The organism is Dinoroseobacter sp. S124A (assembly GCF_049801015.1).
In the GTDB taxonomy this organism is placed as follows: domain Bacteria; phylum Pseudomonadota; class Alphaproteobacteria; order Rhodobacterales; family Rhodobacteraceae; genus Dinoroseobacter.
This window is the reverse complement of sequence record NZ_JBNAGD010000001.1, coordinates 1-13,444: the sequence shown is the minus strand read 5'-3', so window position 1 is coordinate 13,444 and position 13,444 is coordinate 1. Positions and strand designations below refer to the sequence as shown.

The 13,444-nt window shown below is 65.2% G+C and carries 12 protein-coding genes; 5 read left to right on the top strand and 7 right to left on the bottom strand.

Annotated elements, in window-relative coordinates:
- Window positions 1–2: 2 nt before the first annotated feature.
- On the bottom strand, window positions 3–911 hold the full coding sequence (locus ACP15I_RS00060) for a DMT family transporter (RefSeq protein ID WP_424973365.1): 909 nt from the start codon (window positions 909–911) through the stop codon (window positions 3–5).
- 51 nt (window positions 912–962) lie between these two features.
- On the opposite strand from ACP15I_RS00060, the gene ACP15I_RS00055 reads away from it, so the two are divergent.
- The gene (locus ACP15I_RS00055) at window positions 963–1,328 is read left to right on the top strand and encodes a winged helix-turn-helix transcriptional regulator (protein ID WP_424964948.1); all 366 of its coding nucleotides are present in this window, start codon (window positions 963–965) and stop codon (window positions 1,326–1,328) included.
- Window positions 1,329–1,335: 7 nt separating this feature from the next.
- Here ACP15I_RS00055 and ACP15I_RS00050 read toward each other — a convergent pair whose 3' ends face one another.
- Window positions 1,336–1,704: a hypothetical protein gene (locus ACP15I_RS00050; RefSeq protein ID WP_424964949.1), complete on the bottom strand. Its 369-nt coding sequence runs from the start codon at window positions 1,702–1,704 to the stop codon at window positions 1,336–1,338.
- Between the two features lie 535 nt (window positions 1,705–2,239).
- Here ACP15I_RS00050 and ACP15I_RS00045 point away from each other — a divergent pair.
- Entirely contained in the window at window positions 2,240–2,842 is a 603-nt protein-coding gene (locus ACP15I_RS00045) for a VPLPA-CTERM sorting domain-containing protein (protein ID WP_424964950.1), read from the top strand.
- 142 nt (window positions 2,843–2,984) lie between these two features.
- Here ACP15I_RS00045 and ACP15I_RS00040 read toward each other — a convergent pair whose 3' ends face one another.
- From ACP15I_RS00040 to ACP15I_RS00020, 5 genes are all read right to left on the bottom strand, one after another.
- Entirely contained in the window at window positions 2,985–4,358 is a 1,374-nt protein-coding gene (locus tag ACP15I_RS00040) for an MATE family efflux transporter (protein ID WP_424973364.1), read from the bottom strand.
- Window positions 4,359–4,544: 186 nt separating this feature from the next.
- Window positions 4,545–5,579 carry a nickel/cobalt transporter gene (locus ACP15I_RS00035; protein ID WP_424973363.1) on the bottom strand — a complete coding sequence of 345 codons (1,035 nt, stop codon included), beginning with the start codon at window positions 5,577–5,579 and terminating at the stop codon, window positions 4,545–4,547.
- Complete coding sequence (locus ACP15I_RS00030; RefSeq protein WP_424964953.1) at window positions 5,567–6,244, bottom strand: DUF1007 family protein; 678 nt, start codon at window positions 6,242–6,244, stop codon at window positions 5,567–5,569. The genes ACP15I_RS00035 and ACP15I_RS00030 overlap by 13 nt, the downstream gene beginning before the upstream one ends.
- A 146-nt stretch (window positions 6,245–6,390) precedes the next feature.
- A complete protein-coding gene (gene ppk2, locus ACP15I_RS00025; protein ID WP_424974093.1) occupies window positions 6,391–7,284 on the bottom strand; it encodes a polyphosphate kinase 2 in 894 nt (297 codons plus the stop codon).
- A 227-nt stretch (window positions 7,285–7,511) separates the two neighbouring features.
- On the bottom strand, window positions 7,512–8,279 hold the full coding sequence (locus ACP15I_RS00020) for a VPLPA-CTERM sorting domain-containing protein (protein ID WP_424964954.1): 768 nt from the start codon (window positions 8,277–8,279) through the stop codon (window positions 7,512–7,514).
- A 441-nt stretch (window positions 8,280–8,720) separates the two neighbouring features.
- Here ACP15I_RS00020 and ACP15I_RS00015 point away from each other — a divergent pair, with 441 nt between their 5' ends.
- From ACP15I_RS00015 to ACP15I_RS00005, 3 genes are all read left to right on the top strand, one after another.
- Window positions 8,721–9,578, top strand: a complete 858-nt coding sequence (locus tag ACP15I_RS00015) for a hypothetical protein (protein WP_424973362.1) — start codon at window positions 8,721–8,723, stop codon at window positions 9,576–9,578.
- A gap of 470 nt (window positions 9,579–10,048) precedes the next feature.
- Entirely contained in the window at window positions 10,049–12,010 is a 1,962-nt protein-coding gene (parE, locus tag ACP15I_RS00010) for a DNA topoisomerase IV subunit B (RefSeq protein WP_424973361.1), read from the top strand.
- A 225-nt stretch (window positions 12,011–12,235) separates the two neighbouring features.
- Complete coding sequence (locus ACP15I_RS00005) at window positions 12,236–12,712, top strand: DUF4145 domain-containing protein (protein ID WP_424973360.1); 477 nt, start codon at window positions 12,236–12,238, stop codon at window positions 12,710–12,712.
- Window positions 12,713–13,444: the final 732 nt, after the last annotated feature.

Genomic DNA, 13,444 nt, shown 5'->3' with positions numbered 1-13,444 from the left:
GCCTAGCCCCGCCGCGCCGTGGTGCTGAGCCAGACCGAGGCGATGATCACCCCGAGAGCCCCCCATTGCAGCGGTGACAGATCCTCTCCCAGCAGCAGAACGCCCAGCAACGCGCCCCCCACGGGCACGGCGAAATTCACCTGGGACATGCGCGTGGCCCCAAGGCGCGGCACCAGATGGAAATAGACAAGGTTCGCCGCGGCGGTCGAGACCAGACCGAGATAGAGCACCGCGCCAAGAGCCGTGTGCGTCAGCGCAGCCGCCTCGACCCGCGCCCCGCTCAGACCCACCGCGCCCAGCAGAACCGCCGTCCCGACCAGGGCTGAGCCCGCCGCCATCTCCAGAGGCGGGCGCCGCACGCAGCGGCGGATATAGACGGTCGACAGCGCATAGCACAGCGCCGCGCCAAGGATCGCCACCTGCCCGGCGAGCTCCGTGCCGAGCCCCAGCAGCGCGCTCGGCCCCGCCAGCAAGGTCACACCAACCAGCGCACCGCCAAGGCCCAGCAGCACGGGCCGGGTCAACCTCTCATCGGGCAGGACACAAGCCGCGATCCCCGCCGTCGCCACGGGCGACAACCCCATCAGGATCGCCGCCAGCGCGCTCTCCACCACCGTTTCCCCATGGGTGATCAGCAAAAACGGCACCACGCTGCCGAGCAGTCCGGTCACCCCATAGGACAGCCAATCCCCGGGCCGCAGTGACAGGCGCTGACCCAGGGCAAAGAACACCCCGGTCAGGACAAGCGTCCCCACAAGCATCCGCCCCGCCACCAGCAGCATAGGGTCCAGATCGGCCACCCCCAGCTTGATCACCACATAGGAAGAGCTCCACGCCGCCGCGAGCGCCCCCCAGAGAAGCAGGTCGCGCAGACCCGGGCGCGGCCCCTCGGATGTCGGAGTGCTTGTCATGTCGCGCGCCTCATGGGATGCTACAGTATGTGTAGCATAGATCGCTACTAAATGAGTAGCAAGCCCGTGACCCCGTCCCCCGCCCTGCCCCGTGCCGGTCAACCCGTGCGCGGCTCGACCAGTGGGCAGCCCATCATGGTGCTGTTTGATATGCTCGGGCGGCGATGGGCCATGGGGATCCTGTGGAACCTTGCCGAGACCAACCGCACTTTTCGCGATCTGCAGGCGCGCTGTGGCTCGGCCTCGCCCACGGTGCTGAACGCGCGCCTGAAGGAATTGCGCGCCGCCGGGCTGGTCGAGAAAGCCACGGATGGCTACGCGCTTACCCCTGACGGGCGCGCGCTGTTTGCCGTGCTGGAGCCCTTGGGCGATTGGGCGATGGAATGGGTGCCCCGGATGGGGCCACCCGAAGGATAGGGCGCGCTCAGGCCCAGCGCCGGATCGCTGCCTCTGAATCCATGGGGCCCGTGTTGAAGGCGATCTTCGCTTTCGGGGCGGCCGCGTGGATCACATTCACCAGCTGCTCGAAAATCAGGAAGTGGTCGTCATCCTTGCGCACGCCCGCGCCGACCATCACCACGTCATAATCCTTGGCGGCGAGGGTCTGGGCGACCTGATCCGTGGCCGTGTCGCCATCGAAGATAAAGCCGATCTCCGCCGCGTAGCCCGCCGCATTCAACGCGGCCTCATCGGCGCGCAGCGCGCCCTCCAGCTTCTCCGGCGTCAGGCCCGGATACTTCGCGTAATCCACCACGCTCGGGTGCCAGCCCACCATCAGGACGGTTTTGGTCATGTCAGTCTCCTTGTCTGGCGCGGTGCCCCCCGTGCGACTCCCTTGCGGGACGGATGCGGGACCGGGGCAACCCGGCCCGGTATCCGAAGGGGTGTCGCGCCTTTTTGTTTACATGTAATCTAAAATCACAAATTAGATTACATGGCAACTAAAATTTACCCGGTGAAGCCGAATTCAAAGGTGGGTCAGGCGAAATCCCTGAGATCGGAGCGCGCAACGAGACCCCCGTCGACAGACGGCCTGACCTGCCTTCCGGGCCGTCCAACCCCGCGAGTCGCGCGCCCTCACAGCGCAAGGCGCTGCTTTGAAACAGGTTTGGGAAACACTCTGTTCTGCGTTCCTGGACAGGCTCTGCGCCATCACAGTTAACGCGCGCAATTTCCGGAAACAGTCCCTGCGCAAGCCGCTTCATTCCCGCAGGGACGTGATCCGGTTAACCTTCACAATAGAAGTTTTTTGAATTAAATGTGCAGCGTGGACGCGATGTGTGATGATGCGTTCACCCCATAGTGTACTCTGAGTAACGAGGCAAAACATGACTAAACTTCTCGGCGCAGCTGCGCTGATCGGTACCGTGCTGGTGTGTTCCAGCGCAACCGCAGCAACCGTAACCGCTGGCCCTGGTGGCTTCGATAACGGGTTCGCAACCACAATCACCTATGACGACACCGACGCGCGCGGCACGGCCAATGGCCGGGACAATCCGCTGAACGCCCTGGGCGCAGTGGATGGCAATTTCTTCGAAATTGGTCTCGGCGGCACGGTCGAGCTGCAGTTCGGGACGCTCTTTCTGGGCTCCGGAACCGTGGTCGAGGTGACGTTCGGCAACCCTGCCGATCATCCGGAATCCGTCGATATCTTCGCGGGTATCGCCGGGGATGCGACTTCCTTCGTGGCCGTCGATCAGGTCACCGTCAGCAACACCAACGCGCAAGGCCCCGTCGGGGTGAGCTTCACCTTCGCGGGTGGGCCCTACGACACGCTGCGTCTGGTGGACACCTCGGTGAGCACGGAACTCACCGGCGGGTTCGACATTGACGCGGTCAGCGTCTCTCCGGTGCCGTTGCCTGCGGGTCTGCTGCTGCTGGGGACGGCCATGGCTGGTCTCGGCGCTGTGCGTCGCCGCAAGTCTGCCTGATCCCGGATCTGACATCGCCATGGGCGGGCCCCTCCGGTCAGACCGCCTGAACCGAGACCTCCGCCCTGGCCTTTGAGCCCTGAGACCGCCGGTGCCCCGCGCCGGCGGTTTCGCATCTGAGGCGCACGGGATCGCCTCTGGCTCAGCCGGTCGGTTGCTCGGGCCGCGCCTGCCAGCCGCCGCGCCCCCAGAACCGGTGCATCAGCAGGATCCCCGCCAGCGCCAGCCCGACCACAAGCCCGAGCCAGATCCCGATCTCGCGCAGGGGCGTGTAAAAGCCAAGCCCGAACCCCACGGGCAATCCGATCCCCCAATAGGCCAGCGCCGCCATGATCATCGGCACCTTGGTGTCCTGCACCCCGCGCAGCAGCCCCAGCGCCATGACCTGCGCGCCATCGGCGAACTGGAACAGCGCCGCCATGTAGAGCAGCGTCACCCCGATGGCGAGGATCTCGCCCCGGCTCGGATCATCGGGCGACAGGAACGCCCCGATCAGCAGCTCCGGGATCGCCACAAAGAGGCAGATCGTGGCCACCGAGAACCCCACCGAGAGGGCAATCGCCACCCGTCCGCCCCGCTTGAGCCCCGCGATATCCCCCCGCCCCAGGGCGCGCCCGGCCCGGACCGTCGCCGCCTGGCTGAGCCCCACATGGACCATGAAGGTCAGCGCCGCCATCTGCAGGGCGATCCCATGGGCGGCCAGCTCCAGCGTGCCGATCGCCCCCATCATCATGGCCGAGGCGGCAAAGAGCCCACTCTCGGCGAAACTCGTGATGCTGATCGGCCAGCCCAGCCGGTAAACCGCCCGAAAGGCGGCCCAATCGGGGACCCAGAGACGGCGAAAGAGGTCATGTTGCGGCAGGTTGCGGCGGGTATAGATCACCAGCGCCACGAGCGAGGCCAGATGCAGCGACAGCGAGGCCAGGGCCGCCCCTGTCACGCCGAGCTCCGGCGCGCCGAACCGCCCGAAGATCAGCACATAGTTCAGAAAGGCGTTGATCACCGCCGCGCCGATGGTGATCCAGAGCACGATCTGCGTCCGCTCCAGCGCGGACAGATAGCCTTTCAGCACCATGACCAGCAGGCCCGGCGCCATGGCGAGCCCGGCGATGCGCAGGTAATCCTGCGCGAGATAGGCGGTGTCTGGATCCTGCCCCAGCAGGACCAGCCAGGGCGCGGACCACACCATTGGCGGCGTGACCACGGCGGCAAAGATCAGGACCAGCCAGAACCCCATCCGGGTCACCCGGCGCACCTGCGTGTCATCCCCCCGAGCGGCCGCCTCTGCCACCATGGGCATCACCGCCCAGGCAAAGCCCGAGCCCACGATGAGCAGTGCGAAAAACACGGTCATCGAGCCGAGCACCACAGCCGCCAGCGCCTCGGCGGAGTACCAGCCGAGCATCACCGTATCCGTCGCCGAGATGGCGATCTGCGCCATGTGACTGCCGATCAGGGGCAATCCCAGGGTGAGGATCGAGCGCGCATGGCCGAAGGAGGTGAGCGGGGTGGTCATAGGGCCTCGTAGGACCAAGGGCGCGGCTTCTCAAGGGCTCATCGTCCCGGCGTGCCCGATTGTGCCGGTGGCAGCCCCGTTGGGGCTGCGGACGCGCCTGTGGCCCGGGTCGTCCCCGGGATCCATGCCGGGGCACGGCGCATGGCCCGTCCCGCACGGCTTCGGCGGACCGGGACCGGTCCGCGATCAGAGCGCGCCGCGCAGCAGCCCCCAGGCCAGCAGCGCCACGAGAAGCCCGGCGGCCACCTCCAGCAGGCTGCCCAGATGGCGCGCCCGGGCCCAGCCACCCGCCGCGGCGAGGCTGCTTTCGCGCAGGCCCGTGGACAGGATAGCCACAGCAATGGTGATGCTCGCCGTGCCCAGCGCCATGGCAAAGGTCCCGGCAATGGCCGCCGCGGTGATCTGCAACCGCAGGCCGAGGATCAGGACAAAGAGCGCGCCGGTACAGGGCCGGATCGCCACCGCCCCGATCACCGCAAGAAGCTCGCGCCAATTCCGCGCGGCCAGCACAGCGTTCGGATCCGGGGCATGGACGTGGCCACAGGTCTCGCAGACCTCGCCCGCCCCATGGGTGTGGGCATGGGCCCTGCCCGGCCCCCCGCTGCCCTGCGGATCCGGCGCGCCCCCCTCGGTCTGGGCCACGAGAAAGTCACGCGCCAAGCTTTGCGGGACCTGCGGCTCCGGCCCGGCCCCAACCGGGACAAGCTCCGACACTGGCGCCTGCCCCTGCGCCAAACGCAGACGCCGCAGCCCGCGCCAGACCAGCCAAAGCCCCACGAGCAGAATCGCCAGGGCACTGGCCAGGGCAAACCAGGTCTCGGCCATCCCCGTCAGCTGCGCGGTGCTCGCGCGCAACAACAGCGCCCCGGCCCCCACCAGCAGGATCGCGGTGACGGCCTGACCCAGGCTCGCGGCCAGCGCCACCGCGCTCAGCCGCAGCATGGTGATCCGCCGGGCCACCCCGTAGCCGCCGATCACCACCTTGCCATGGCCCGGCCCCGCCGCGTGGAAGAACCCATAGGCAAAACACACCCCGAGAAACCCGATCAGCGCGCCGGGCGATCCCGCGCGCAGCGCGCGAAGCTGCGCCGCCAGAGCCTCCTGCACCTCGCGCTGCTGCCCGGCGGCCCATCGGCTGATCGCCTCGCCCCCCCCGCCCCACAAAAGCAGGACAAGACCGGCCAGCAAGGCAAGCGCCAGCGCCGCACTTACGGCGCGCATGTCACGCGGATCTCATGGGCGAACAGCTCGCCAACGGCGGGAAACCCGACCTCCAGAAACGGATCGAAGCTGCCGCTGAATTCCTCTAGCGCGGCGCGCATCTGCTCGGAGGCCGCGCCCGGATCGGGCACGAAGACCTGAGCCGCGCAGCCCTCGGGCGCGTTTTCGAGCCGCACGGGCAGGTTGATCTCGTAAGCCGTGTAAAAGGTCGGATCGTAAATCTGCAGCACAAGCGGCTCGGCCCCCACCGGGGCGCGGGTTTCCAGCGCGCGCAAATGGGTGCTGATCACGCGGCCCTCGCCATAGGTGGCGTCCCATTCCAGGGGACGGGACAGGGGCAGCTCCGCTTCGCCGGATAGAAGGTAGCTGTCGCCCTCGAACTCCTCGATCCAGTTCATGTCGAACCCCGAGAGGCTGGCCACCTCCTCCTCGGTCAGAACCCCGTCGAAATCGGGATCCAGCCCGGCCTCGTCGATCACGATCAGCGAATAAAGGGAATCATAGGCCCAGACGATCCGCACGGCCCCGAGCTTGCCCGTGTCGTCGAAGATCAGGGTGGCCCCGGCATCGATGAACACATGGGGATGCGCCGCAGCCGGGGCCGCAGCCGCCAGCAGGGCCGAGCCGAGCACGGCGGCCCGGGATATGGTGCGAAGGCTCTCCATGGGCCAGAGATAAGCCCCCCTCGGTCCGCATGCAATCGCCGCTGCGCGGGCCCTTGCTCAAAGAAAACCCCCACGTCGCGGGGACGCAGGGGCAAAGGGCGCGCCGTTCGGGGCGCGCCAGGGAGGATCGGGAAAACCCGGGATCGTCAGTTCTTGCGCCGCGCATCCGGATGCAGGGACGCGCCGAGAATATGCTGGGAAGAATGGACCACATGCCCCGCGCCGCCCACGATCAGCGGATCGGGCGGTGTCGCGATGCTGAGATCCTTGTCCGGATAATCCAGCGTCGACAGGAAATGGCGCATGCAATTGAGCCGCGCGCGCTTCTTGTCGTTGGACTTGACGATGGTCCAGGGCGCATCGGCGGTGTTGGTGTAAAAGAACATCGCCTCCTTTGCCTCGGTATAGTCATCCCACTTGTCGAGGCTCGCCTTGTCGATCGGCGACAGCTTCCACCGCTTGAGCGGGTCGGTCGCGCGGCTGTCAAAGCGCCGCTTCTGCTCGGCCTGGGTCACCGAGAACCAGTATTTGTAGAGCCGGACCCCCGAGCGCGTCAGCATCCGTTCGAAATCCGGGGTCTGGCGCATGAATTCGAGGTACTCGTTCGGGCTGCAGAAGCCCATCACCCGCTCCACCCCGGCGCGGTTATACCAGGACCGGTCATACAGCACGATCTCGCCCGCCGTGGGCAAATGATTGATATAGCGCTGGTAATACCACTGACCGCGCTCTTCATCGGTGGGCTTGTTCAGGGCCACCACGCGGGCCGCGCGCGGGTTCAGATGCTCGGTGAACCGCTTGATGGTCCCGCCCTTGCCCGCCGCATCGCGCCCCTCGAAGAGCATCACGAATTTCTGGCCGGTCTCCTGCGCCCAGAGCTGCACCTTGAGCAGCTCCGCCTGCAGCTGCGCCTTCTCGGACTCGTAGGCCCGGCGCGCCATCTTGCGCCGATAGGGGTAGCGCCCGGTCTCAAAGGCCTGACGGATCGCCTCGGGCGAGGGCGTGGACGTGTCGGGACTTGCGGTGGATGTGCCGTTCATCTTGGGCGCGTCGGTCTTCGGGGTGGGCGTGGTCTGTGCCATGGGGGCTCCTCTCATCGGTCGCGCCACCCCTACCGCGCCCCGCCGCACCGTGCCTTGACCCGGATCAACCTCTGTCAAAAATCCGTCACATGCGGCACGGGTCCACGCCCGACCGCACGAAAAACCCCACCTGGCGAGAACCAGGTGGGGCGGAGCACGTCAGGGGCCGTTCCGTGAGCTCAGTGTCAGCCCTGACGTTTGCGGGCGCGCCAGCCGGTGGCGGCGAGCGCCCCGATCAGGAGCAGACCGGAGGCCGGCAGCGGAACGGGCGCCGGCGGATCCTGGACCAGGCGGTTGTCCGTGCCGACGCGCAGACCGTCGATGGCAAAGCCGTCATTGGTGCGCAGGCTGGTGCCGCTGCTGTTGTAATTGCCGATCTCGATCACCGCGTCGGTGACCAGCGTGTCGAAGCTCACCACCACGATCGAGGCATTGCCGTTGGACAGCTTCCCGCCCACGCGCTGCTCGAAGGTGTCGCCCTCGGACGTGATGCGCAGGAAGGCCCCAGTGTCGGACCCGTCCACCAGCGTGAAGACCACCGTGTTGAAGGTCGAGCCGGTCGAGACATCCCAGTCGATGCCATAGGTGTCGTTGCTGTCGAGATACCAGTCACCATCCAGCGGCTGGGTGTTGTAACGGCCATAGGTATTGCCATCGCGCAGGGCCAGCTCGGTGCCCGTATTGCCCGGCAAACCCGAAACCGTGCCGCCCGTACCGGTGCCGCCCAGGGTGTTGAACGTGCCCACGGCGGTGCTGAAATTGCTGCCGACCTCGCCCTCGCCCAGGGTGCTGCCCAGGGTCTCGAAGTTTTCACCGGTGGCGGTGATGGAGTTGTCGACAAGGTCGAACACCCCGGGGTTGTACTCGGAAACAGCGATGGAGGCCGCGAAAGCCGGAGCCATCGGCAGAACAATAGCGACAGCCGCCGCCAGCAGGGAAGATTTGCAGGACATGGGAACTCATCCACTCGTAAAAAACAGGAACACTACACTAGAGCCCGCTAGCTATCAGTCTCCGAAAATTTGAGATAGTTTTTTTGGGTGTTTACGTTAACAGTCCGATTTCGGCACAATTCCTGGGAAATTCCCGGATTTCGCGCCGCTTCGACACAGAAAGCGGTGCGGCGCGGCCAGATCGCAGCGCCGAGGGCCTTCGCGCAGCCCCCGAGCTTCGCCCGGGCGGGTTCCGGGCAATTTTCTTAAAATCCAGAGCGTTACGGGTGCAGCGCGTCGCATAGACCTTTGCGGGCCAGCAGCAGACCATTCGGATCAGCGTCGCCATGTTGCATACAACACGGACTCCCTTATAGACATAAGCACCCGTGATCCGTAGTCCTGATCCCCGCGAGGCCGCGTTTCAGGCCTCCGCGTAGAGCATCTATTGACGAGAGTAACATGTTGACCAAACCAAATGCGGCCCTTCTGGGCCTGATCTGCGCCGCGGCCACCAGCGCGGGCGCAGCCACCATCAATACAAGCAACGCCACCTGCGTCGCCGGCTGTGCAGGCGCGACCAGCGGCACCACCCCGGCGGGCATCGACTTCCTGAACAACCTTCAGGTGGGCACCGTCTACAAGCTTGAAAATGCGGGTTTCGTGGACGGCAATGGCGACACCTATGACGCGCGGGTCGAGGTCCTCGGCCTCAGCGACGGCGCTTCGGCCTCGACCATCAATGTGCAGGGCGTGAACGAGTGGAAGCACCTGCAATTCACCTTTGTCGAGGATGACACCCTGACCACCATGAACACCACCGGGGTCAGCACCGTGGTGGTCGGTGCCCAGTTCATCAATGTCTTTGATATCGACAGCAATCCGGGCAATGGCGGGCGCGCGAACTTCACCGATGTGGTCGGCGTCAATGCCGAGATCGTTGGCCTCGGCGCCGCGCTGGAGGAAGGCGGCTTTCTCGCCTCCGACGCGCCCCTGACCGATGCGGATGGCGCGGACATCAACTATGCGCGGCTCGATCAGGACTTCGTGCCCGGTCAGGAGTGGAAGAACGAGCCGAACTACAAGCCGGGGCTGGGTCTGAACGAGGAAGATTTCGTGGCCAGCTTCTCGACCGGCGGCGATCTGGAAAGCTTCGAGCTGGTCTGGGGCTCGACCGGCGCGCCGTCCAACAATGTGCGCGGGTGGGAGCTGTCGATCGACGCGGACCCGGTGATCCCGCCGATCCCGCTCCCGGCATCGCTGCCCCTGCTGCTGGCCGGTATGGGCATGATCGGCGCCCTGCGCCGGACACGCGCCTGACGATCTCAAACTGCGGTCAGGGCCCTCACCGGCCCTGACCCGTCCCGGGACAGGCCAAACGCGCCTGCGGCCGACCTGTCCCGGTCAACAGCTACGCTGCCCTCCACCGCCTTGATCTCCCCGTCCCCCCACAGTGCAATGCGCGCCCTGTCACCGGGGATCTCAACCCTCTGGCCCCGAGGGTACGCCTCGCGACCTCCAGCCCCGTCTGCTTTGTCACCCATCCTGCATGGCCGGAATGGCCTGCAAGGACAGAACAGCGCGCCCCGGCATGCCCGTAGCTGCGGTGCGCTGGAACCGCGACGCCCCCCCATGCTCGCAAATGAACCATCCGCGCTGCGGACATGGCCGCGCAAGGGGCGATCAAGCCCGCGCTCTGACCCATTTGCCTGACCTCCGCGCGCGGAGACTTCCCACCCTGCTCCGGCCCTGCCATACTGGACCAAACACCAAAAAGAGCAGTGACAGCCATGGCCGACGATCTCCTTTCGGGTGCACAACCCGACGCCTCTTCCTATGACGCTTCCTCGATCCAGGTGCTCGAGGATATGGAGCATGTCCGCCTGCGCCCCGGCATGTATATCGGCGGCAAGGATGACCGCGCGCTGCACCATATGGTGGCCGAGATCATCGACAACTCCATGGACGAAGCCGTGGCCGGGCACGCCACATGGATCGAAGTCGAGCTGCACGAGAACGGCCATGTCTCCGTGCGCGACAACGGGCGCGGCATCCCCACCGGTCCGCACCCCAAGGACCCGAAGAAATCCGCGCTGGAGATCATCTTCTGCACCCTGAACGCGGGCGGCAAGTTCTCCGGCGACAGCTACGAGACTTCGGGCGGTCTGCACGGGGTCGGCTCCTCGGTGGTCAACGCACTTTCCGATCACCTGCGCGTCGAGGTCGCCCGCAACCGCGAGCTCTATGCCATGGAGTTCTCCCGCGGCGTGCCCTCCGGCCCGCTGGAAAAGATCGGCGCAGCCCCGAACCGGCGCGGCACCGCCGTGACCTTCCACCCGGACCCGGAGATCTTCGGCTCCCTGCGCCTCAAGCCCGCACGCCTGTTCAAGATGGCCCGCTCAAAGGCGTATCTGTTCTCCGGCGTCGAGATCCGCTGGAAAACCGCCATCGATGACGGCGACACCCCGGCCGAGGCCACCTTCCACTTCCCCGGCGGCCTCTCGGACTACCTGTCCGAAACCCTCGGGCAGGCCGCCACCTATGCCGACGCGCCCTTCTCGGGCACCGTCTCCTTCGACAAGTTCGGCCGCCCCGGCAAGGTCGAATGGGCGATCAACTGGACTCCGGCCCGCGACGGCTTCATCCAGTCCTATTGCAACACCGTCCCCACGCCTGAGGGCGGCACCCACGAGGCGGGCTTCTGGGCCGCCATCCTCAAGGGCATCAAGGCCTACGGCGAGCTCGTTAACAACAAGAAGGCCGGCACCATCACCCGCGAGGACCTGACCACCGGCGCCGGCGCGCTGGTCTCCTGCTTCATCCGCGAGCCCGAATTCGTCGGCCAGACCAAGGACCGCCTCGCCACGGTCGAGGCCCAGCGCATGGTCGAGAACGCCGTCCGCGACCATTTCGACAACTGGCTCGCCGCCGACACGAAATCCGCAGGCGCCATCCTCGACTTCCTCGTCCTGCGCGCCGAGGAACGCCTCCGCCGCCGGCAGGAAAAGGAAACCGCCCGCAAATCCGCCACCAAACGCCTGCGCCTGCCCGGCAAGCTCGTGGACTGCTCCGCCACGAACCGCGCCGGCACGGAACTCTTCATCGTCGAGGGCGACAGCGCCGGCGGCTCCGCCAAGATGGCCCGCGACCGCAAGACCCAGGCCCTCCTGCCCCTGCGCGGCAAGATCCTCAACGTGCTGGGTGCTGCCTCGTCAAAACTCGGGAGCAACCAGGAGATCAGCGACCTGACCCAGGCCCTCGGCGTCGGCCTCGGCACCAAGTTCAACGTCGAGGACCTGCGCTACGACAAGATCATCATCATGACCGACGCGGACGTGGACGGCGCCCATATCGCATCCCTGCTGATGACCTTCTTCTTCACCCAGATGCGCCCGATGATCGACCAGGGCCACCTCTACCTCGCCTGCCCGCCCCTCTTCCGCCTGACCCAAGGCGCGAAACGGGTCTACTGCCTCGACGAGCGCGAGCGCGACACCTGGCTCGACAAGGGGCTGGGTGGCAAAGGCAAGATCGACGTGAGCCGCTTCAAGGGCCTCGGCGAGATGGACGCCAAGGACCTCAAGGACACCACCATGAACCCCGAAACCCGGAAACTGATCAGAGTGTCCATCGACGAGGACGAACCCGGAGAGACCGGAGACCTCGTGGAGCGCCTGATGGGGAAGAAGCCCGAGAAACGGTTCGAGTACATTCAGGAGAATGCACGGTTCGTGGAGGAGTTGGATGTTTGAGGTTCCGCAAATTTGACCAATGCATTCTCGCATATCGCACCCGTTTGGCGTGGCTCATTTATCGAGAGCAACCAGAGAAAACACCCAACAAGTGCTTCACTGCATTGTCCGTTTTGCCGAGCACTCACTGTATTTGTGTTTCCTAGACCGAACCAGCAGACGACAGACCGTACATGGGTTTTTTTGGCGAGTTGCCCTGCATGTTCTGAGCGACCAACTTTTGCAGTGATCTTCGACAAACAAGATGGAAAGAGCACCAAAATACCAACAGGCTTGGCAGTTTTGCCCTCATCGCCAATCGACAAAACGCCTCTCGACCTCCCGGACGATTTTCCGGTTCGACTACGGAAAGCCATCATGGAAGCCGAAAGTACTTTCAAGAGCGGGCACTTTTCTTCAGCACTAATGAACGGAGGGAGAGCACTTGAGGGTTTATTCAAGACTTTCTCAAACAACAATGACGCCACCCTTGCGAAGCTAATTGATGAAGTCTGCGGATCAGAAACAGCGACGCTACCATTAAGATCGCTTGCTCATGCTATCCGCGAAGGTAGAAACGCGGGTGCTCACTTTGATGAAAGCATTGAACCGGACGCGGAGAGTGCCGCTCTAATGATAGAATTACTCCACTATATTATCGGGTACTTTGTGATTCTTCCGAAAAAAATCAGTAAGTTGGAAAAGAAGGTAAAGCGTACGTAGAGGCAAATGCACGGTCGCCAGACCGGGCCGCGTCCGACCCGCCCCCACGGGCGGACGCGCATACGCGCTTACCACCCTCGGACCGGCCGCGGCCCTGTTCAAACGGCGACACGCAAGAACGGATAAACTCCAAGCTGTGTGTCCCCGGCGCTCCGCGCGTTCGGGCTTTGAAACGTCCACTGGACGTTTCACCGGCAAGCCGGACCAACCCTCACCCCCACACCGGCGGACGCGCATACGCGCTTACCACCCTCGGATCGGTCGCGGCCCTCTTCAAACGGCGACACTCAAAATCGGATAAACTCCAAGCGGTGTGTCCCCAGCGCTCCGCGCGTTCGGGACTTGAAAGGTCCCCCGGACCTTTCATCGGCTCCGCCGAACCGTCCCTCACCCCCACACGGGCGGACGCGCAGCGCGCTAACCGCCCTCGCATCGGTCGCGGCTCTCTCCAAACGGCGACACGCAAGAACGGATAAACTCCAAGCTGTGTGTCCCCGGCGCTCCGCGCGTTCGGGCTTTGAAACGTCCACTGGACGTTTCACCGGCAAGCCGGACCAACCCTCACCCCCACACCGGCGGACGCGCATACGCGCTTACCACCCTCGGATCGGTCGCGGCCCTCTTCAAACGGCGACACTCAAAATCGGATAAACTCCAAGCGGTGTGTCCCCAGCGCTCCGCGCGTTCGGGACTTGAAAGGTCCCCCGGACCTTTCATCGGCTCCGCCGAACC